Source organism: Petralouisia muris, from assembly GCF_004793545.1.
GTDB classification, from domain to species: domain Bacteria; phylum Bacillota; class Clostridia; order Lachnospirales; family Lachnospiraceae; genus Petralouisia; species Petralouisia muris.
Genome location: NZ_SRYA01000081.1, coordinates 1 through 19,613, shown reverse-complemented (window position 1 = coordinate 19,613; position 19,613 = coordinate 1). Strand labels below are relative to the sequence as shown.

At 46.7% G+C, this 19,613-nt stretch carries 22 protein-coding genes; 3 read left to right on the top strand and 19 right to left on the bottom strand.

From position 1 onward, the window contains the following. Nucleotides 1-121: 121 nt before the first annotated feature. The 16 genes from E5329_RS24060 to E5329_RS23985 form a co-directional block, all read right to left on the bottom strand. A complete protein-coding gene (locus tag E5329_RS24060) occupies nucleotides 122-352 on the bottom strand; it encodes a DUF4314 domain-containing protein (protein WP_135991835.1) in 231 nt (76 codons plus the stop codon). Further along, nucleotides 342-1,301 (bottom strand): hypothetical protein, encoded by a 960-nt coding sequence (locus E5329_RS24055; protein WP_135991834.1) that lies wholly within the window; start codon nucleotides 1,299-1,301, stop codon nucleotides 342-344. Before E5329_RS24055 ends, E5329_RS24060 begins: the two co-directional genes overlap by 11 nt. A gap of 98 nt (nucleotides 1,302-1,399) precedes the next feature. Beyond that, nucleotides 1,400-1,588 carry a DUF5049 domain-containing protein gene (locus E5329_RS24050; protein ID WP_135991833.1) on the bottom strand — a complete coding sequence of 63 codons (189 nt, stop codon included), beginning with the start codon at nucleotides 1,586-1,588 and terminating at the stop codon, nucleotides 1,400-1,402. Further along, the gene (locus tag E5329_RS24045) at nucleotides 1,572-2,084 is read right to left on the bottom strand and encodes a gamma-glutamylcyclotransferase family protein (protein WP_135991832.1); all 513 of its coding nucleotides are present in this window, start codon (nucleotides 2,082-2,084) and stop codon (nucleotides 1,572-1,574) included. The genes E5329_RS24050 and E5329_RS24045 overlap by 17 nt, the downstream gene beginning before the upstream one ends. Continuing rightward, nucleotides 2,081-3,037 (bottom strand): amidoligase family protein, encoded by a 957-nt coding sequence (locus E5329_RS24040; RefSeq protein ID WP_135991831.1) that lies wholly within the window; start codon nucleotides 3,035-3,037, stop codon nucleotides 2,081-2,083. Before E5329_RS24040 ends, E5329_RS24045 begins: the two co-directional genes overlap by 4 nt. A 104-nt stretch (nucleotides 3,038-3,141) precedes the next feature. Then, entirely contained in the window at nucleotides 3,142-3,363 is a 222-nt protein-coding gene (locus E5329_RS24035; RefSeq protein WP_135991830.1) for an SHOCT domain-containing protein, read from the bottom strand. Next, complete coding sequence (locus tag E5329_RS24030) at nucleotides 3,363-3,755, bottom strand: RNA polymerase sigma factor sigma-70 region 4 domain-containing protein (protein ID WP_135991829.1); 393 nt, start codon at nucleotides 3,753-3,755, stop codon at nucleotides 3,363-3,365. Before E5329_RS24030 ends, E5329_RS24035 begins: the two co-directional genes overlap by 1 nt. Continuing rightward, nucleotides 3,752-4,918, bottom strand: a complete 1,167-nt coding sequence (gene dcm / locus E5329_RS24025; RefSeq protein ID WP_275443678.1) for a DNA (cytosine-5-)-methyltransferase — start codon at nucleotides 4,916-4,918, stop codon at nucleotides 3,752-3,754. The genes E5329_RS24030 and dcm overlap by 4 nt, the downstream gene beginning before the upstream one ends. 180 nt (nucleotides 4,919-5,098) lie before the next feature. Then, nucleotides 5,099-5,404: a DUF7678 domain-containing protein gene (locus E5329_RS24020; protein WP_135991828.1), complete on the bottom strand. Its 306-nt coding sequence runs from the start codon at nucleotides 5,402-5,404 to the stop codon at nucleotides 5,099-5,101. Between the two features lie 3 nt (nucleotides 5,405-5,407). Further along, nucleotides 5,408-5,620: a DUF5049 domain-containing protein gene (locus E5329_RS24015; RefSeq protein WP_135991827.1), complete on the bottom strand. Its 213-nt coding sequence runs from the start codon at nucleotides 5,618-5,620 to the stop codon at nucleotides 5,408-5,410. Nucleotides 5,621-5,723: 103 nt separating this feature from the next. Continuing rightward, nucleotides 5,724-6,464 (bottom strand): replication-relaxation family protein, encoded by a 741-nt coding sequence (locus tag E5329_RS24010; RefSeq protein ID WP_275443675.1) that lies wholly within the window; start codon nucleotides 6,462-6,464, stop codon nucleotides 5,724-5,726. Nucleotides 6,465-6,703: 239 nt separating this feature from the next. After that, nucleotides 6,704-8,866 (bottom strand): type IV secretory system conjugative DNA transfer family protein, encoded by a 2,163-nt coding sequence (locus E5329_RS24005; protein ID WP_275443674.1) that lies wholly within the window; start codon nucleotides 8,864-8,866, stop codon nucleotides 6,704-6,706. Nucleotides 8,867-8,897: 31 nt separating this feature from the next. After that, nucleotides 8,898-9,095, bottom strand: coding sequence for a hypothetical protein (locus E5329_RS24000; protein ID WP_135991824.1), 198 nt, complete (start codon nucleotides 9,093-9,095; stop codon nucleotides 8,898-8,900). Nucleotides 9,096-9,098: 3 nt separating this feature from the next. Further along, complete coding sequence (locus E5329_RS23995) at nucleotides 9,099-9,719, bottom strand: MT-A70 family methyltransferase (protein WP_135991823.1); 621 nt, start codon at nucleotides 9,717-9,719, stop codon at nucleotides 9,099-9,101. A gap of 256 nt (nucleotides 9,720-9,975) precedes the next feature. Beyond that, complete coding sequence (locus tag E5329_RS23990; RefSeq protein WP_135991822.1) at nucleotides 9,976-10,203, bottom strand: hypothetical protein; 228 nt, start codon at nucleotides 10,201-10,203, stop codon at nucleotides 9,976-9,978. 6 nt (nucleotides 10,204-10,209) lie between these two features. Next, entirely contained in the window at nucleotides 10,210-10,524 is a 315-nt protein-coding gene (locus tag E5329_RS23985; protein WP_135991821.1) for a hypothetical protein, read from the bottom strand. 546 nt (nucleotides 10,525-11,070) lie between these two features. On the opposite strand from E5329_RS23985, the gene E5329_RS23980 reads away from it, so the two are divergent. Beyond that, nucleotides 11,071-11,691 carry a hypothetical protein gene (locus tag E5329_RS23980; RefSeq protein WP_135991820.1) on the top strand — a complete coding sequence of 207 codons (621 nt, stop codon included), beginning with the start codon at nucleotides 11,071-11,073 and terminating at the stop codon, nucleotides 11,689-11,691. 135 nt (nucleotides 11,692-11,826) lie between these two features. Further along, entirely contained in the window at nucleotides 11,827-13,554 is a 1,728-nt protein-coding gene (locus E5329_RS23975) for a DUF11 domain-containing protein (RefSeq protein WP_135991819.1), read from the top strand. 491 nt (nucleotides 13,555-14,045) lie between these two features. Here the strand turns inward: E5329_RS23975 and E5329_RS23970 are convergent, their stop codons facing one another. From E5329_RS23970 to E5329_RS23960, 3 genes are all read right to left on the bottom strand, one after another. Then, complete coding sequence (locus E5329_RS23970) at nucleotides 14,046-15,476, bottom strand: fibronectin type III domain-containing protein (protein WP_135991818.1); 1,431 nt, start codon at nucleotides 15,474-15,476, stop codon at nucleotides 14,046-14,048. A 139-nt stretch (nucleotides 15,477-15,615) separates the two neighbouring features. Next, nucleotides 15,616-17,604, bottom strand: a complete 1,989-nt coding sequence (locus tag E5329_RS23965) for an Ig-like domain-containing protein (RefSeq protein ID WP_135991817.1) — start codon at nucleotides 17,602-17,604, stop codon at nucleotides 15,616-15,618. Nucleotides 17,605-17,627: 23 nt separating this feature from the next. Continuing rightward, the gene (locus tag E5329_RS23960) at nucleotides 17,628-17,894 is read right to left on the bottom strand and encodes a SecDF P1 head subdomain-containing protein (protein ID WP_135991816.1); all 267 of its coding nucleotides are present in this window, start codon (nucleotides 17,892-17,894) and stop codon (nucleotides 17,628-17,630) included. 383 nt (nucleotides 17,895-18,277) lie between these two features. Here E5329_RS23960 and E5329_RS23955 point away from each other — a divergent pair, with 383 nt between their 5' ends. Further along, nucleotides 18,278-18,850 (top strand): tyrosine-type recombinase/integrase, encoded by a 573-nt coding sequence (locus E5329_RS23955; protein WP_135991815.1) that lies wholly within the window; start codon nucleotides 18,278-18,280, stop codon nucleotides 18,848-18,850. The last annotated feature ends 763 nt before the right edge of the window (nucleotides 18,851-19,613 follow it).

The window sequence follows — 19,613 nt, the reverse complement described above, 5'->3', positions numbered from 1 at the left end:
TTACATCTATCACTCACATTGCCATAAAAAGCAAGTGTCGTTTTTAATAAAAGGGGCTGCCATGGTGGCATGCCCACCGTAAAGTTCAGGGAGCCCCATGAGAGGCTCCCCCGTTAATGTGCTACAGTTTCCTCACCCGGTCGACATCATAAACAATGCCAAGCCCGGAACCGCAGTCCCAGTCCACGAACACCGTCCCCGTATCGTCAACTAAGCGGACAGTGCCCTTGTCACCAGGCTTGAGGCGGCTGTAAGGGTCATCCATATGGATAAGCTCCACCCGAGTGCCTTTAGGGTACATTTTCCGTACCCGTTCGACGGTTTCCCGGCTGGGGAATCTGCTATTTGCCATAAGTTTCACCTCCCGCATCCTCTTCCTGTGTCCCATATCCTGCGGCATCTGCTTCTTCCGGCGGAATGGTAAGCTCCTGCGCTGCTACAAGCGCCGCTTCTGCCGGATTTGGTGGGATTGCAGCATTTTCATTACGTTCCGGGCGGTGGCCGGATTTCCAGCTGCTGTTGCCGGTAAGGTTTCTTAGCAGGATTTTGCGGGCAGTTTTATACTCATCCCCGATAAAACCTAAGCGGATCAGGAACAGGCGCATGGTGAACTTAGCGTTCTCAATCGGTTTTTCTACCGCCGTCACCCGTTTCTGTGTCTTTGCCATTTTGCAGATGGCGGCGATTAAGCGATTATAGGCATCGGCTTCACCGTCAATACTATGGAGGGTGAACCATGGGAAAGAAATCTTGCCGTCAAGTTCTACGATTGATAGGTCGTCCGTTTCCAGTGTTTGTTTAAGCAGGGTCGCTTTGCTGGCGACGATTTTCTTTAGATTTTCCCGCATTTCCGGGGTAAATCCTGTGTCGGGAATCTCAATCGTTAGTTTACCTGGTGCGTCAGTATTTGATGTTGCATCAGACACATTCTCATCTGCAGCAGTTTCCAGCGTTGCTTCATTCATAGCAACTTCCGTTGCTGTATTTTCTGCCAAAGTGTCCCTTGCTTCGCCTGCCAGGACCTCATCTGCAGCAGATTCTTCCGTTGGATTGTCCGTGGCTGCCTGTTCTGCGACAAAGCCCCGTTCCTGCAAGTCGTTGATGAGTACCGCCGCATAGTCGGGATGGATATTACTGCCATATGACAGCACGCCGTTTTTGTCTACGGTATAATCACCAACGGTGTAGGAGAAACTGGGTGCGCCCTGGTAGACAGCAGGTTTATCCAGTATTTGGCTGATAGCCTCAACCAGCGGTTTTCTATCGCTGCCGTGGAGATTGTAATTATATTGGAAGTTCATATTATTTGCTCCTTTCGTTTGGCTGTACACACATCTATCACTCAGACCGCCGATTCCGGCAAGTCTTGTTTTGTCATAACAATATGGAATAATGTGTGTCATTCTGCTTCCGGGGCTTCGCCGGTGAATATGTAATTTGCATATTCTTCCCGGTGTTCTTCCAAATAAATGACTAACTCAAAGTAGTTCTCACGGTTAGCAATCCACTGCACCATGCGGGTGTCCAGCATATTGGTTTCCCCGCTTTGCCGGACAGCCTCAATCTGTTCCTTAATTCTTTCCGTCATACGTCTCACCTCCTTCATACTTTTCTGCCAGATATGCTTCCCAAACTGAGTCAAGCACGGCATGTCGCAGAATTTTGGCGTCAAAGCCAGCATCTTCATAACCTTGCCGGATTGTATCAAAATAACTGCGCGACGGCGTGTCATAGGGATGCATAGCTTCGTTCATGATATAGGCCATTGCCTGAATCCGTCTGCTGTCCACCGTTACCTTTATCATTTCCTTACGGTAAAGATGCGGGTAACCCTCATATATGTCGAGGTTATACTCGTCACTTGGCTGTAGTCGCCAAATGATGATGGGGACTTTGCTGCCCTGCTGCCTCTCAATCGTGGCTACGGCAGTGCCTTTACCCCGGAACATCAGGCGGTAGTTCTGTAAATAAGTTGCTTTTACAACTTCTGCCGTGGGGCAGCGTTTTGCCATCTGCTCCAGGTTGAGGTTGGAGCCATAGGCGATATAGAACCTGTCTTTTGCTGCATTGTTACTTTTACTCATATGTTTTGCCCTCCATTCTCAGTATTCCTGGCACTAATATGGCTCCTGACATTCTCTTTGGAACCATACCGCCAGGCGGCATTGCCGTCCAGGTGCTGGTAGAGATGCTCCCGGCAGCTCTTGAACTCATCGCCGATAAAACCGATGCGGTTCAGCCAAACACGCATGGCAAACTTTTCATTTTCTTCCTGCACCTTGCGGTAGCTGGCGCTTTTCTGTGTCAACGCCTGATGGTTCAGGGCGAGCGCCAGCACGATATATGCCCGGATTTTCCCGGCATGGAGCGTGCTGTTGAAGCCCCTGAGCTCCACGGTATGGTTTCCATGGAAAAAGCTGTGCAGATTTAGAAAATAGTAACGGCTGCTGTTATAGTGGCTGTTACGGTTTCCAAGGTACTTTTCGTACCAGATTTCTTCAATCTGCCCCAAAGTTTTTGGTTTCTCTTTGTTCATCCGTTCTACCAGATAGGCATCCATCTTCTTGCAGTAACGCATCCGCTCCGGCGCAATCTGCAGGGATTTGTAAAGCAGGTCATTGTGTGCATAAATGATGTTTACAAAGTTGCGGATGCTTCGGGGTGTATGGTTAGCGCCATCGAGATGGATGTGGATGCCGCAGGATTTATTTGCAAACCCTCCGGCTTTCCGGAGCCTTCTGGCTAAGGCCTGTACCTGGCCGATATCTTCCCGGTAGAGCAGGATAGGGCTGACCAGTTCCACACTGTAACGGTTATCAGCAGATATGGTTCTGCGCCCCTCCTTTTTCTGGCAGTGGATACTGCCGTCATACATGATTTTCCAGATACGCCCATCGGGAGCCGTTATTTTGCGGGCATCGTAATAGTCCCCAGTGGCATCAATGCTGCCACCCAGGAAACCAACAGCGGTTTCTGCCGCCTTTTGCCTGGTGATCCCGGTGAACTCGATCTCCAGGCCGAATCTTTTCGTAAACATTTGCCCTCCTTTCCTGCGGCTGTTGGAGCGCGGAATGGGGGCGGCTGTGGTGCGCCCCCAAACTTGGCTGCGCACCATGCCGCAATGTTTACCTGGTTTTTATGTTACCTGTCTAAATCCTCCTTTCCCAGAACTTTTTCCGTGAGATTGTTTAGCGCCGGGCTGAGCCCTGCTGCGGAACCGGCTGCCGGTCGGTATTTTTTCTGTAGCTTCGCCGTCAGCTTACGGCGTTCCGCATCGGTAATCAGCCCGCGCTTATGAAGATGGCCGACGATGGCAAGCATCGCACCATATTGCTTTATCTGTTCAAAATGTGCTTTATCCATTACGGCAATCCCTCCCCATAGCGGCTGAGACGGTAACATTCCCTGCCGCAGAATTGCTTTTTCTTGTTCCCGAAGCTGACGAATTCTTTTCCGCAGCAATAGCAAATCAGACGGTATGGCTGCCTGCTACGGAAATGGTTCCACCACTGGTAACGGCACCGGTTGCTGCAAAAAATCTTGCGTCCGCCACCCGTGGGGTGCGATAATGGCTTGCTGCAATTTTTACATAAACCGGTTTCCGCACCGTTGCTAAGTGGGGCATGGACGCCATTGCGGTAGCAGATGGATTTTACAGTATTGGGAGATAAGGAGAAAAAATCTGCAATTTCCGCATACGATGCGCCATCCTCACGCATTTTTAGCATTGCCTGTTTGGTTTTGGGATCAGTCATGCTGCCTCCTTTTCTGCCCCGGCTCCTGCACCTGCCATATATGCGGCTTTGATGCGCAGTCCGAGGGCGTGTACTACATTGACGGTTACGGCGTTGCCAGCCTGCCGGTAAGCCTGGGTGTCGGAAGTCACAGCCAGCAGTTTATCAATCTGTGCGTCAGAAAATCCCTGCAGCCGCAGGCATTCCCGCGGGACGAGGCGGCGGATTCTCAGGTCTTCCCCCACAACCGCCTTGTCCGCATGCGTAGTAATGGTATAGGAGACGCCGTGCCCCACGCGCGCCCGCTTCTTGTTCTGTCCGGCGTAGGAGATGTCGACCGAATCTCCCGGCTCCGCTTCACTGTACCCGCGCCTGGTGGCTTCTTTAATCAGCAGGACGCCATCACGCACCTGCCTTGAGCTTATGCCTTTGCAGTAACTGGCGGTGAGGGTGCGGGCGCAGTCCCGTGTGTCCGTGATCCCCACCTGGCTGCTGCAGCTTACAAGGTACAGCCCGGTTTTTCCACCGCCTCCCCCGGAGCTGGCAAGTTGGGTGCAGGCGACCCCGGCCGGGTCGTAGACCCTTTCCCCCTGTGCCCCGTCGATGACTTGTATAAGAGCTTTTCCGTCTGCTCCGGTGAGAGGTAGTATTTTTCCGGCACATCTCGGATCAAGATATCCGACAATATACACCCGTTTGCGTGACTGCGCGACTCCAAAATACTTGCTGTTAAGCACCTGCCATTCCACACCGTACCCCAGTTCTGATAGCGTGCTGAGGATGATTGTAAACGTCCGTCCTTCGTCATGGCTAAGCAGGCCGGGAACGTTTTCAAGTATAAAAAACGCAGGCTGTTTGGCTTTAAGGACACGCGCGATGTCAAAAAAGAGTGTGCCTCTCGCATCTTCAAAGCCACGGCGCTTTCCGGCAATGGAGAAACTTTGGCAGGGGAATCCTGCACAGAGCAGGTCAAAGTCCGGCATTGTCTCGGTGTCAATTTTTCTTGCATCTTCATAATAAACCTCGCTTTCTTTTATATTATGTATGGCACGGTATGCCCGGTTGGCGTGTTTGTCGATTTCCGAGTGGCCGATGCAGGTAAAGCCGCCGACGCGCTCCAGCCCGGCACGGAACCCGCCAATACCGGCAAACATATCAAAGAACCTGATATTTTGTGTAGACATAGTAAACCTCCTTATAGATTTGTTCGTGTAATAAAAATCATAATCCCTCCGTTAAGTGTTATTGCGGTGCGCCTGGGCGCCTGGCGCAGTTAAGCCGGCAGGGACGGATTCTTTCTTCTTTGGCATTATTTACGCACTGCCTGTTTTTGTTTTTCCGTTTTTAGCTTTCTTAAGAGATGGTTACATAAAATCTTTTATCCCGTCATAAACATGGCTGCAGAAACCGAGGATTGTATCGATAATTTTTTCCTCTTCCACATTTTTTGGCTTTACGTCCCAGCCGCGGTCATAGTTGATGGCTGTCGGCCCATGTTCCTGCCAAACCGTCAGTTTGCTAACATTCCCGCTGTTAATGCCAAATTTGGAAGCTTCTGCATAGACTTTTGCCTGAAAGCGTAAATTTCCGACTTTGCCTGATATCCAATTATTATCCATAAACTTTACCTTGCTGATGCCATAGCGTGCGTCTTCTAGGCATTCTTCCATATCCTAAGATGCATCCGTTTTGCCGGTCAGGATGAAATGGCTGTACGCACCCCAGTTCTTTCTGTCAAGCAAATAATTTACGAGTTCGTACCAGCCTTCACGGTTAGCGATGGACATTACCGCGTTGCAGTCAAACATGTTAGCTTCCGCGCTGTCACGCACTTTAAGTATCTGCTTTTTTATAGTTGGTGTTAATTGGTTCTTAGCTGTACCCATGTTGTTCCTTAGTAGTTAAATTGTTCATAAAACTGCAGCCTGTAAATGTTACCTTTGCCTCAAGTCTTGTCCTGCCGCTTAACTGTGCCAGACGTCCAGACTCTTAGCACAGCATCTCCCTGTCTCCCCCATCCAGGACGAGATGCTCCAGCTCATCGCAGGTAATTACAGCAAATAATTTCGCCTGCTTATCAAAAGCCTCTCTGAGATGCCGGATGAGTTTTTCTTTCCGGGTAATGCTTGGTACAATCCAAACCGTGAGTGGGAACATTTCCGATTCTTCCTGCTCCAAGCCGGAGCGGTAGTAGGCATGGTATTTCTCGCATTTATCAATGATCTTGGCGGGAGATTCCGTGTCAAGGTCAACTTCGATAAAATAGCGGTCTTCATATTCTTCAGTGGCAGTTGCGGCGTAGAGGTCGGGCTTGAGGGAGTAGGACACCCCGGCATTGCTGTATGCTCGCCAGCATTCCGGCTCTAACTGCAAAGCGGTAATCTGAGGCTCATGTTCCCGGCAGATTTCTGTCAGCCGGATGGCAGTTTCTGCAACCGCCAGGGTATGGGCTAAGAAATATGGGGACGGTTCATAATGCCTACGCATGGGAGATGCCTTGCCGTCATGGAGCCGCAACAGGCGCTCGCCGGCGTGGGTCAGATGCCAGATGAATGAGCCTGATCCGGCTCTTACTCCGCCAATCCTCCGCGAGAGACTGTTAACCAGCCCATACCCGCTTAGCTTCTTGAGACTGCGGCTGGCTGCCCTAAGCCCGGCAGAGGGATTAGCGGCATCCGTGAATAACAGCCGCCCGATCTGCCCAGTCATGAGGTAGCGGTACTGTTGCACCGCGGCGAGCAGCTGTCGGTCGCGCTCCCCCAGGCGGCTGTCAGTCTCCGCCAGTTGTCTTTTGGATACACGCTGGGGCGATTGGCTGTCAGTAACAGGGGTGCCGCCTGCAATAGGGGAATCCGTAGCGGGAACGCTGAAGGAATCCCGGACATTAAACTGCGCGAAGTCCCTGATCCCCGCGGTTTCCGCTTGTGCTTTGCCGTCCCCGTCCGTCAGTCGGTTCGTCAGCCGGTCCGTCATGGTTTTTTCCTCCTTCCAATGTTAACGTCGCCGGGATTTTCCCCGGTGGTTTGGTTGTTAGCGGTAAATATACTGAGATATTCTTCTTCAGTTTGCTCTGCCGGGATGCCGTAGGCGGCCTGGCTCTTTGCCTTAAGCTCGGCGGCATCCCGCAGGGCGGGCGGTGGCGGCAGAGTCCTGCCCTGTACCCAGCCAATGTTTCTTCCTCCTGATTGGAACGAGGCATAAACCTGGTAGCGGGGCAGAGCCATAAAATCCTCTGCGGTAAGTTCCGGCGCCATCGCTGCCATGTCTTTAGCATCCTTGCTGTTAAGACCGAACACTATTTTGTTCCTGGCGTTGGCGTCTACCCCGGAGCGGATCTCTAACGGCAGCTGATCCCTATATTGGTGCGCCAGCGTCAGTCCGACACCCAAGCCTCTCGCCTGCGCTAAAGCGTCCGATAAATCAGTCGGCAACGACAAATAATCTTGCAGCTCGTCGATGTAGATTTCTACAATGTGCCGCTTCTCCGCCGGGATACCCGCCCGTGACAGGGCAAGCGTCCAGGTTAAGCCGACAATTAGTGAGCCTAAGAGCCTGGCACTTTCTCCTCCGGTTAAACCACGGTTCAGCGGAATTAGTACAATCTTTCGTTTATTGAACAAATCTGTGAGGGAAAACTTTGGCTTTGCCTGCCCCAGGGTGTTCCTTAGCCCCGGTCGTAAAGTTAGCTGTCTAAGCTTGTTGAGAACAGGGCTTATCTGCTGCCTTTTTTCGGTATCCCTCAGAGCCTCAAACTGTTCCCAAAACGGGCGCAACGCTACGCGGTCTTTAACCTTGTTGGTAATTTTCTGCCTAAAGCGCTCGTCAGTCAGAAGCGGCAATAGCCACAATAGTGTAGAATTTTCTGTCTCAACGAGGGTCAGAAGGGCTGCTGTTAGTACATCTTGCGTGTAAATTCCCCAACAGTCACTAAAGATTTCTTTAAGCACGGAGAGAGTTGCATCCGCAATCAGCGAAGGGTTGCCATAATCCTTAAACGCCAGCGGGTTAAACCCACATGGGCAGGAATCGGATGGATCGATAATAACCACATCGCCCACGCGTTCTTCTGGAATCCGTTCCAAGATAGATATAATCAAATCTGCCTTTGGATCAAGTACCAAGACGCTTCTTCCAGCCGTAATATCCGCCAGAATTAGGTGTAACATTGCAGTTGATTTTCCGCTTCCAGTAGGCCCCAGGCACACCGTATGCTCTAAACTGTCGTGCGGAGAAATACTCAGCCGCTTCGGGTTCATTGCGTCCATGCTGACGGCGAAGCTACGGTTATTCTGCTGATTAGTCGGATTGCGATACCAGTTAGGTGACAGTATGACCTTTGGATGTAGCCCCGGAGTTCCGGGTAATTCTTCCTCCCCGGCTGGGAGCAGGAGGAAGCTAGAGAGCTCCTTGACCGATAACTTCAGGGGGAAACGGAGCGGCACATGGACGGTGTTAAGGTCAGAGGGTTTGATGGTTTCCTCACGGATGCGCACCCCTGCTGACTCCAATACCTTGAATGCACTGATGATGCTTTGCAGACGAGTGTTGGTATTTTCTCCAGTGATACCGATGCGGATGACAGCCTGGAAAATGTGCTGCTCAGCTTTCTCTTTAACGCTTTTGCGGCTCTCGGCGGAAGCTTTTTGCACGTCTCCGAATAGGACTTGCAGCCAAGTAGCATTGGGATCAGCGAGGTTAGTTGGTACTGGGGAGGGGGCATAGGCCCGCCCCAGTACAATTTGCATTACCATTTCTGTGCCACTTTTATCCTCGGTGAGTGCTGCCAACCCTGCCCGGATGACTGCCTCCGTAATGTCAGTCTTAAGCGAGAGCGTCGGGTTGCTAATCTTCAGTTGTCGGGCAGTAGTAACAGCTGCACGTTTTTCTGTGCCAACTTCGTGGAACTGGATATCACCATGTGCCTTGATAGCTTCTTCAATATTTCTGATATACCTTGTGGCGGCTCCGATGAGGTAACTTACTTTGCCGTTTTTGCTGCGTACCTCCCAAATGACAGCTCCCCGCGGTGACAATGCCGCGAGATGTGAGAGCATCTCCCACACAGTCTCTGTTTTATATGGCCGCGCCCATATTGTTTCCTTAAAGACAAGGTCCTCTATTTGATGTTTCAAGAATGCCCACTCCTTCCTACTGTATTTCTTTCTACCATTGTCCCAAATCATGCTTGTGTTTCCTGATGCGGTAGATGATAATAACGACCATAACAACGATGGCAATGGCAAGCAGTATCGGCCAAACTTCCAAAATCCAGTATGCGGCGGTATTGATGAGAAAGGCGCTGAGCGCCAGCATGAATGCAAACTCCAGTATCCGGGTAATTAGTTTTTTGGGTGGTTCCAATCATCATCCCTCCTCTCTGAGTGCTTTAGCGCTGTACTTTGGCACAGGATAGTTTTCTCCTGGCATGATGATGTCTGACCCTCCTGGCGCTTCATAACCCCAACAGTCGAAGTCCGGTTCTCTGTGGCGGGCGAAAAGCTCGAGATAAGGTCCGTATGACATCCGCCTAATAACTGCGTATTGCTCTTCTGGTTTCTGGCTATGCCGTTGCTGTGGGCAGAAGATCCAGTTGGGCTGACCGTGAAATTTAACCGGCGCCTTGCCACGTGTGGCAAAGAGGCATGTTTCTGACGCATTTCTAAAATAATTACCCAAAAGGAGGCGGGGTTTGATCCAGTAGATCGGGCTGCGGTATGTAAAGCCCCAAGCCTTAATCACATCTAAACCCTCTTGTAACAGGGCGTTAGGAATCCACAAATAAAGGTGGCTGTTTTCTTCCGCTAAATCCTGTACTGGCATCGCTTTGATGCGCTCCAGAGACATCAGTTCATAATGGCTTTCCGCACTGCGATGACTATTTTTCCCACGCTGCGAGGAGACTCCCCATGGGGGGTCAGCGAGGATTGTGTGATATTTCTTGGTTTTGTTGATTTTACTTTCTGTCTGATTGATTTTTCCTTCCATATAATCGTCCTTTCTTTGCTTGGCGCGGTTTTGACGGTATTTAAGCCCAAAACCACGCCGATTAAAAAGTTAAGCACAATGAGTTTTCGGAGCGATTCGACACCCATTAACAGGGGTCAAATGTCAATTAGGGCGCAATAAGGAACGATATTGTAATATTGTCAAGAATATGTTGACAATGCCTTGTTTTGCGCTTAATTGCTGTACCCTCTGCAACGACAGGGTAGTCCTTTGCACCGTGTTTTCTGTCTAACTGTCAGTTTTTCTTGCAGAAACGCTCTTTAGCATCCTCCATACAAGTCTTACGGATCATTGCACGATATCCTTCCATACAGTCGTACCCATCCATAAAGCTGTCCTGTAAATACTTCCATATCATCCTGCGCATGGCAATCTTTCTGTAATAGTGCTTAAAAAGCATACGGAGCAGCCAGCCAACAATAGTAACTATAGATATTGCTTGTGCGATTAATTCTGTAGTCATGGCAGATCACCACCTTTCCAGCCGCTTTATTGAGCCCTTTAGGTATGTAGCCATAATAGCCCGGCAGCAGCCACCTACATCCGGATTTATGCTGGCGAGCTGCTCGGCCATCATGCCCAGGCTGCCAATGTTTTGCATTGACCCCCTGGCAAGTTGAGCGGCGAGCTTGTCCTGCCCAGCGTCAAGCATGGCCTGGTCTACCATCATATTAGCGGTGTGTTTTGCCATCCAGCTCAGATTGCGTGGCATGGGGGTGTAGTTAGTGGCGGTTTCTATGACTGTGTCGTCATAACCGTCCGGGTAAATGTTTTGTTGGTTCATAAGAATGTCCTCCTTTGCTTTTTTGAAATAAACGGTTTAAATGTTAATCATCTCGCCTCCTCTGTTAAAGAGTAGGCGGATATAAGTTACGGTAACACCTCACTTTCTGCTGAATTACAAACGATGTTTTCGCTACGTACAGATAGATTAAAGTAAATCTCGTTTTTTGTCTGCTTTTTGCAAGAAAGTTGAAAGTGCAAGTTTTTTGAAAATCTTTTGAAAAAAATTTGAAAGGTAAAACATTGACAAATAGAACACTCTTTGCTAATTAACATATAGTTATAAAATAGCTTCATTTACTGTATATAACCCCTAAATAGCACAAATAGTATTGACAAAAAAGAGGTTGTGTGCTAAGATAATAAACATTAGTTAGACATAACTAACTAATGTAGTACGTTAAGTCATATATCTGTTATTTCTCTGGGCATCTCCCTTTTCTCAATAACCGTTATACAATCGCAGATTTCGCCTACATCTTTGGAAGCAGGCGATGATGCGATTGCAATCAAGGTTCAAAAAATTTTCAGAAAAGGGAGGAAATATATGCGTGTAGAAAGTTTTGAAAGAGATTTGAAAGACGGTTACAAGATAGTGGGTTTTCACGGTGGCATGATTGATTTCCCGCCACGCCATTGTCAGCCGCTTGAGATGGCGATATTTTACGATGGTCGGAGAGTTAATTCCGACGAGGATTGGAAGCGGTATGTTTTTCCGCATGTTGATTCGGACATGTTTCACAATCATGAGTACAGAAGTCAAAGTGATTTTCTCCAAAACTGGCATGGAATTTTGATGGGTAAGCACGGAGATTGGAAGCTGAATGTAGCCGAAGTTACTCCGGTCTCGGTAATCTTGGACTATGAAATACCGTCATCACATTGTGATCATGGGTTTGTTTGGCTTACATTGCCAGATACCATGTATCTCGAAATTATAGGACCGGAAGGCTTTGGTGGGATAGCGCCGCGTTATTCGATTGATTTTCATTCCGAGTCAAAAGTTGCACACGTCGTGGAGGATATGGGGCACATAATCCGAGACATTAGCCTCTGCATCAAAAATCCCAGTCGCCCAATAGACCCGATTTGCACGAAGCGACCGTATGCTGATAATCCTTATATAGATAATCTGCGAGCCAAAATAACAGAATATGCGTGCGTGTAAGCACAAACATGTTGGCCGTAGCAATCTCGCTACGGCTATTTTTGAAAAAAATTTTTGAAAAAAATGTCATTAAAACTTTATAAGTGCCAAGAAAAATGCTATGATAAAAAATAATCTTATGTAAGGGGGATACATATGCTTGGTAATAATAGAGACAGAGCCAACAACTTCATAGAACCGGACTCCACTCTTGGAAAAATTAAAGATCGCTCCGAGTTAATCGTTGAACTGACTGCCTTCATGGACGAAATACGGCATGATTTAAGTGCGAAAAAAGAGCACGATATACTGAAATTCGTCCGGCTTTTGGTAGGCGAAAAATATGCCAGCAGGTCACCATTTAAGGAGAACGGCGGGCTTTTATTTTGCAGAAACTACTGTGCTGCCATCTTTAAGGAATACATCCCAAATGAAGATAAAGATGAATATGAATATGAATATGTGTACAGCCTATTTATGTCGGTCAACGGGCTTTCTGCGGAATACGCCAATTTGTCTCTCACAAAAAGAATAGAAAGATTTGCCAACCGACAGGGTTGTTCAACTAAGACGGTATATAACCACCTGAAGGGTAAGGCGCCTAAAGTCTGCGAGGAACTGGCAGACCAGATATGTATACTCGGGCGAAAAAATTTATGGGCACTCGCAGATGAGGTTTTTAGCCAACTGGCAGACTGTTTAAAAGATACAGACGAAGAAATTCCAAATGCAGATGATGCTATTGATTCGGGCGGTGCTTCTGGTCCTGAAAATGCGGCGAAAGGTCATGTGACTGCGCCTGGATGGGGCGACAGTGACGGAGGGAGGCCCAGTTTCACGGCTAGCCAGGTTAGATATGGTATCCTTGGCAATCAGATTGTGTTTAATTCGATTGATGGAGAACACCGACCCGGAGACTGCAAGGCTGTTTATCCAGGCGATGAAAGAGAGTTCGTGGAAGTTTTGCGGCCAGATACCGATCCGGAGGATAACGCCTCATGGGAAGGTGAGCGCATCACCATAGAAGACGCAAAGCATTACATGGTCAGGCTTCATATCGATAATAATAACTGCAGAGGGTATGAGGCCGTGGCAAAAGACACAAAAGTCGCTCTAAGTATTCCCACATACTCAGACATACAGATACCAGTACGTGGATATATTGAGTCAAGCAATGCAACGCCTCCTAAATATTGGGACGGTATAGTATTCACCAGCACGGGGGACAGACCATTCCATTTGAAGTTTAAACCGGATACTGCTATGATCCATAATAATTCAACGAAAACAAATGGGGCACAGCTAAGCAATGATATTGTTTTAAAGGCTACAGAAGGAGGGGCGCTAATTGGCTATGATGCGCTCAATGGCGAAATACCGGGAGGTTCTTCTTTTCAAAGTAAAGTTACTGCCTGGATTGTTGCCACTTATGATCCATTTGCCGTTATTTCAAAAGTTCGAAAACTTGGCGAAAAGGAGTGGCATGAGGCCGTTGATGCTAAAATTGGTGAGCAGGTTGAATTTCAAATTGAGTATCATAACGCCAGCACCGAAGAACAGGTTAATGTTATGATTAGCGATGTTCTGCCGGGCAACCTAAAATATGTTCCTGGCACGACTAAGCTCTACAATATGAACCATCCAAATTGGGCATCTATCAAAAAAGATGATATTGTTACTCGGAGGGGCATCAATATCGGTATCTATAAAGGCAGTGCAGATGGTACTCAGGGTGGCAACGCATTTATCCGTTTTACGGCTGAGGTTGTTGATACTGATCTTGCTTATGGAGAGAACTTCATCTATAACTGGGGCCAGGCAACAGTCAATAACTCTTTAATCGAGAACCCATCAATTGTAATCGTTCAAAAATTTGAGCAATAAAGGGCTACCGCTTACATATGTGTACTTTAGAGACAAATATTCAGATATGCAGACCTATTCTGACTGAATATAATACAGAATAGGTCTTTTTCTTCAAAAAATCCTATAAATATTCCGCTAGAATACTGGCGTAATAGCAGCGATGACTTCCCTTTTTGATTCCAATCATTTATAATGATGCTCCGCCCATTTATCCTATGGATATTTACCTTTTTCACCCCTCCCGTACCACACAGCGAACGGCAAAACCGTGCCCACGGGAATACTCGTATTGAGGACCGACATTCGAAGGGGACGGACCAAGGCAGTGGCTGCTCGTGGTAGAAACGGAAGCAGTTGACCACCAAAGACCATTTGTGACACGTGCACTAGTATCACCAGCCGAGCGATGATATACGCCCGTACGGAGAAAGTTGAGAGGATTGCAAAAAGCGGGGCAATGGGGCGGATATGTAAAATATTACGCTAGGGATTTAACGGAGCCGTAAAATTTACTTCTTTGAAGTTGTTTTGGCTTTGACTGTTACCCATTTCCCATATGCCTGTTTTTTCTTGCCTTCTGACACATATTTTTTATATGCGCGGATGCGGATAAAATATGTCTTTCTGCTCTTTAACTTTTTCACCGTATAAGTTTTTGCTGATTTTTTTACTGTGATTTTTCTAGCGCCCTTAAATGTTTTCTTTGGGCTGACTTGGAGCTGATATCCGGAAATACCGGAGGCCTTCTTCCATTTGAGACTCAGTTTATTCCTTCCTGCCGTTACTTTTACTGCTTTTATTTTTGCCACTTTTGGTGCCGAAACTTTGTTTGGCTTTGCGGGTTTGGCAGGGGAAGTATTGTTTGCGTCTTCCGGCAATGATTTGGTGATGGAAAAACATCCCGCCATAAGACTATAGCCTATATATCCGGAATTCGGATCATTTTCATCATCTAAGCCGCCCCATATATCCCCGAAAAAGGTTGAGTCGCAGTTTTGGACAATCCCTGCGCCATTTACCATCGGGACAAACTTAAAGTTGCTGCCTTGTAACATATCTGCATCCACCGCTATTTCCGGGCCGTTTTTATGCTCTTCCCACCGAAGAATCATGACAAGCCCATAGTATGTATTTGGTTTGACCTTCTTAAAATCTAAATTCCACCAGCCAGGGGTACTGTCGCTGGGAGGAGCCAAGGTAAACCGGTTTGTTGCCGAATTGTAATCCAACTTGACCCACCAAAGGCTCCAATGCAAGTTTTTATCCAGCACGCTTCCTTGCTCCACCTTCTGCTTCCCATTGATATATACCGGGGTCTCGTCATACCCCTTCCATACCTGAAGAGTATTTGTATCCTGCCCTTCATACAGCTTCGTGCTGATATTTCTAAAATCAATGCTGTGGATGCGAATCTTATCCTCCGGTCTGTCAATACATATTCTGGAATAGATATCCTTAATAATAATTTTATTGCCTTCTACCACATAATCCTTATCCGTAAAAGCCACGCCACCGACTTCCCCATGAAAATCCTTTTCATATACATAGCGGTGGGATTCCCCACCGAAACTGCTACGCTGGTCAAACTCACATGGAAGTTCCAGTGACAAACTGTATTCCTTCCCTTTCTCAAAGACGTCTGTAGCAGTAAGCACTTTTCCTGTTGCTTGGTCACGCCAGTAGAAATTATAGTTTTCTCTCGAAACCATGCCGGAACCACCTGACATACTGCCATGATACTGCATGCTGACAACCGGGTCGCTGTATGATTCCCCTGTGTACGGGTCATCCATGTACCCAAAGGTAACACTGCTTACATTCAAAGTATTCTGTGCCGCCTGCACTTGGGTTACTTGATATGGCGTCCCCTGCATCTGTCCGGATAGAGCAATCACCGCCGCCATAAGCAGGGCTGCCGTTTTTCTATATATTTTTCTCATGATATTCCTCCTCGTGATATGTATCTGTAAAATGCATTCCTTTTCAGCCGACTGGCTTACAATAAACTTTCTAAAAATTGCTAAATTTCCCGGTCTAATTTTGACTTTGTTTCCAGTGCGACATATTCCTTAAAAACATTTAAAGAACTGTAATCTTTTTGGATTGAGACCAACTGGAATAAAGTTTGGTGGTAGTTCCATTTAATGAGACATTTTTATAGGTACGGATTCTGACATAGTATTTTTTCTTTTTAAGTCCGTTAATCGTCTTTTTAGTTTTATTCTTGCCTACGGTCACTATTTTAGTTTTGCGATTCTTGAATTTGCTGCTAGTAGAATATGCAAGCTCACACCCGGAGATCTGCGCAGACTGTCTCTTCCAGTTTGCTGTAAAACCTTTTCTTTTCGGCTTTATCTTAGTGATTTTGGTGGATTTTGGATATATGATAAATTGTTTGGTTACTGTTCCTTTATAATTGCCAATGAATGTAATTATAACGCTATGTACCCCGACGTCCTTTCTGTTTCTTGTATATGCTACCCTATAATCCTTATCCTTCTCTAACATCTTGCCAGATCGATCATTGACAGTAATAGCAGGAGTGCAGATTTTACCATTATAGACATAAGAAACTTTTGCTAAGCGGATGTTATCAATAGCATAAATCGTGACGTCTTGGCGAATACGTCCGCATTTTGTACATTCTTCTTTAAGCGATCCGTTGCTATTGCTATCGGCAGGAATCAAGGTTGTATGATAGCTATGGGGGCAGCTTACATTCACAGTACATTCTGCGGTTTCTTCTCCATCAACCGTAGTGGCGGTAATAACGGCACTCCCAACTGCAATCGCCGTTACAACATCATCATTCACGGTTGCAACCGCAGGGTTACTTGAATGCCATCTTACTGTTTTATCGGTAGCATTGTCCGGTAAAACGGTGGCTGTAAGTTTTTGTTGTGATCCGATATTCAGCGTCAGCCGGAAAACATCAAGAGATATCGAGTCCACATGAATGGGCGACACTGTAAAAGTTCTTGTTTCTATTCCTTCATAGTTCCCGATAAAACTAATCGTAACGGTATGTGTACCAATATTTGCCGTATGATCGGAATAGGATACCGTGTAGTCTCTTCTGACTTCCAACGCATCACCCTTCGCATCAATTACACTGATCTCGGGCTGATGTTCTCTGCCGTCATAAGAATAAGATGTCTGCGACAGCCTGATGTCCTCTATCCGGGGAATAGGGGTTTCTGTTTCGGCTCCACATTTATTGCAGGTCTTAGTAATAGCTCCGTCTTTTTCTGTGCTGGCCGGGGTATAGCTGGCCTTATAATTATGCTCGCATTTTACGACCACTGAGCAAGATGCTGTGATCTCCCCATCGGCAGAGGACGCCGTGATGGTAGCCGAACCCACAGATATTGCCGTTACCGCACCGTTTTCTACCGTTGCCACAGATGGATTGTTCGACTGCCAGATAAGCGTTTTATCTGTAGCGTTGTTGGGCAGGACGGTCGGAACGATCGTCTTCTGGCTGCCAGGCTCCATGGACAGACTGGTCGGATCAAGGGAGATCGAGCTTACATTTATGAACGGTTCTTTGTAGCTGAGGGTGAGGTAGTAGGGGGTGTTATTCGTGTAATACTGTCTGACCGCAAAATAGTATTCTCCTCCATCTAAGGCGATTTCCGTAGAGCCATAATACATATCTCGAGAGGCACTGTAATTTTTATGGATTTTATTTTGGTTGCTCTTAGATCTCCATATAATATCATCTGGATTAGACGTAGAATAAATAGCGAATCCAGATGATACCGTATACCACCAATATTGTTCGGAAAGTGATTCTATATAGATATTAAGTAGCCCATTTTTAGGCATAGTAAATTTATAAATATGCCAATAATGTTTGTAGGAATCATCAGCTTCTGTCAAACCATAATAATCCCCATCCTTTATAGAAGCACTTACCGCCGTGCCTAAGGTGATTGTCTGATTTGCATATTCCAGCCACCCTGCCGCATATGCTTCGCTCGGAAAGAACGTAATGCTTGACACCAAAAGTACCAATGTTAACAACACAGAAATAAATCTCTTACCAGTTTGTTTTGTTTGTTTCATAAAAACGCCTCCTGTTCTGTTTTCTAATTCAACACATCTACCAGTTTTTGCATCTCACCGACATCTCCATATAGGGAAAGTACCCCACATTTACTACTTGTAATTTCTGATTGAATCGTTGGAATGGAAATCAATTCGCCATTTAATAGGATTGCTAGTGATCCTCCATCATTCTCGACTCTTATCCCTGCAAATTTATCTGCCTCTTCATCTGCAAAAGTGATTTTTACTACATTTTTCCTTTCCAGCCGCCGATTCCTCCTGTGTGACAATTTTCGCTTGTTTAACATCCACCCCTTCAAGCGACACACTGTCTTTAGCGTATTTGACCATTTTACCCTCATACGGAGTCTCTTTCCCAAAGACCAGGCCAGCCTAAAACCAACTGCCTAATTCTCTCAAAAAAGCGGCTCATGAACCGCTAAAATACAAGATGTAACACTTTATAGAGAATGTTACATCTTTTACGTCCCACAAACCGCTGATATGCTATAAAAATGCCGTTTATGATGATATTGTGTACCAATTTTCTTCATTTTAGCAAACTCACCCTTGAATATAGGCGGATTTGATGTTAAAATTGTATCAATATCTATAAAGTGTTACATCTGCCCCTTTTGTGGCGATACGCTATCATCAGCCGTATCTTACGACAAAGGGGGCTTTATTTATTATGGCAGCAACAGAACCAATCAGGGACAAGAAACAGTTAAAGAAACTTGCAGATTATTTTTTGAAGAAAGGACAGCTGCGTAATTATACGCTTGTGTTGATGGGGACGTATACCGTTCTTCGGATTAGTGACCTGCTCCGACTTAAATGGTCGGATGTGTATGACGAAGAAAGACGGGCATTCCGTACCCATATTACCGTGACGGAAAAGAAGACCAAGAAAAAGCGCACCATCGCTCTAAACCCACAGCTACTGGGCGCACTCAAGCAGTGTTACCTCCACCGAAGAGGCGATTATATCTTTGCCAATAACCGTAAAGAGCCAAAGGCAATCAGCCGGGTGCAGGCATGGCGGATTATTCATGCCGCCGTAGTGGAGCTGGGGATTATGGGCAAGGTTGCCTGCCATTCTTTGCGGAAGACTTGGGGATATCATGCAATCACAAACGGGGATGTATCACTGGCAGTAGTTGTAGATATCTATAACCACAGCAGTTACGAGACTACCAAGCTTTACCTCGGCATCAGGCAGGATGAGCGGGACGAGGCGATACTTAAGATGACATTGTTTTAGCTAGCAACAGACATGATTTTATGTGATTAAACCTTCTTGAGTTGACAGAGCGCAGAAAATTGATCTCTACGCTCTGTTTTGTGATGGATAAAAGTGAGTATTTCCTAATGAGTGTTACTGGAAAGCAATATTATACGCAAAATGCGTATTATCACCGTTGCCGCACACACCGGGTTTATGAGAATGACTCAGCTTTCTCCGTACGGGCCGCTATGGTCGTTCAGGCGGTCTTATTGGCGGGCGTATTGCAGGTGCCCTTTGGTGGTCATCCGAGGTTGGTTCCGATAGCGACGGGCGCGGTCTAGACACGAGTCCAGCAGTCGTCAACCCTCAATACAGCTACTACCGAGGAGACGGTTTTGCCGTTCGCTGTGTGGTACGGGAGGGGTGAGAACGTGTAAACTCATATAAAAATCAGTTAATGCTTTTGGTGCAAAATGGTGCATCGTGTAAAATCACTCTCAAAACTCCGCTGTCTCTACGGTATAATTCCCTCCTCAACTCCCCATTCATTTACCGCTTCCAATCATAGAATAAGGCGTTCACCCCTATAAATCGGGGCAAACGCCTTATTATTTTTGTATCAAACGTGACGTGCTTACTTGCCTACATAGATAGGACAAACAAGCGAAAATAAAAAAGCCTTATTCTAACAGAAATATTATTCTACAACAATCCCACAAAGCCTGTAACTTTGTGGGATTGTTGTAGAATAATAATCTTCTATTTCAAAAACGATGGCATTTGTTTCTCTTCCGTATTA

What these genes read in the sequence shown, in the direction of transcription:
- E5329_RS24060 (WP_135991835.1), bottom strand. Translation starts at nt 352, where the DNA reads ATGGCAAATAGCAGATTCCCCAGCCGGGAAACCGTCGAACGGGTACGG.
- E5329_RS24055 (WP_135991834.1), bottom strand. Translation starts at nt 1,301, where the DNA reads ATGAACTTCCAATATAATTACAATCTCCACGGCAGCGATAGAAAACCG.
- E5329_RS24050 (WP_135991833.1), bottom strand. Translation starts at nt 1,588, where the DNA reads ATGACGGAAAGAATTAAGGAACAGATTGAGGCTGTCCGGCAAAGCGGG.
- E5329_RS24045 (WP_135991832.1), bottom strand. Translation starts at nt 2,084, where the DNA reads ATGAGTAAAAGTAACAATGCAGCAAAAGACAGGTTCTATATCGCCTAT.
- E5329_RS24040 (WP_135991831.1), bottom strand. Translation starts at nt 3,037, where the DNA reads ATGTTTACGAAAAGATTCGGCCTGGAGATCGAGTTCACCGGGATCACC.
- E5329_RS24035 (WP_135991830.1), bottom strand. Translation starts at nt 3,363, where the DNA reads ATGGATAAAGCACATTTTGAACAGATAAAGCAATATGGTGCGATGCTT.
- E5329_RS24030 (WP_135991829.1), bottom strand. Translation starts at nt 3,755, where the DNA reads ATGACTGATCCCAAAACCAAACAGGCAATGCTAAAAATGCGTGAGGAT.
- dcm (WP_275443678.1), bottom strand. Translation starts at nt 4,918, where the DNA reads ATGTCTACACAAAATATCAGGTTCTTTGATATGTTTGCCGGTATTGGC.
- E5329_RS24020 (WP_135991828.1), bottom strand. Translation starts at nt 5,404, where the DNA reads ATGGAAGAATGCCTAGAAGACGCACGCTATGGCATCAGCAAGGTAAAG.
- E5329_RS24015 (WP_135991827.1), bottom strand. Translation starts at nt 5,620, where the DNA reads ATGGGTACAGCTAAGAACCAATTAACACCAACTATAAAAAAGCAGATA.
- E5329_RS23995 (WP_135991823.1), bottom strand. Translation starts at nt 9,719, where the DNA reads ATGGAAGGAAAAATCAATCAGACAGAAAGTAAAATCAACAAAACCAAG.
- E5329_RS23990 (WP_135991822.1), bottom strand. Translation starts at nt 10,203, where the DNA reads ATGACTACAGAATTAATCGCACAAGCAATATCTATAGTTACTATTGTT.
- E5329_RS23985 (WP_135991821.1), bottom strand. Translation starts at nt 10,524, where the DNA reads ATGAACCAACAAAACATTTACCCGGACGGTTATGACGACACAGTCATA.
- E5329_RS23980 (WP_135991820.1), top strand. Translation starts at nt 11,071, where the DNA reads ATGCGTGTAGAAAGTTTTGAAAGAGATTTGAAAGACGGTTACAAGATA.
- E5329_RS23975 (WP_135991819.1), top strand. Translation starts at nt 11,827, where the DNA reads ATGCTTGGTAATAATAGAGACAGAGCCAACAACTTCATAGAACCGGAC.
- E5329_RS23970 (WP_135991818.1), bottom strand. Translation starts at nt 15,476, where the DNA reads ATGAGAAAAATATATAGAAAAACGGCAGCCCTGCTTATGGCGGCGGTG.
- E5329_RS23965 (WP_135991817.1), bottom strand. Translation starts at nt 17,604, where the DNA reads ATGAAACAAACAAAACAAACTGGTAAGAGATTTATTTCTGTGTTGTTA.
- E5329_RS23960 (WP_135991816.1), bottom strand. Translation starts at nt 17,894, where the DNA reads ATGTTAAACAAGCGAAAATTGTCACACAGGAGGAATCGGCGGCTGGAA.
- E5329_RS23955 (WP_135991815.1), top strand. Translation starts at nt 18,278, where the DNA reads ATGGCAGCAACAGAACCAATCAGGGACAAGAAACAGTTAAAGAAACTT.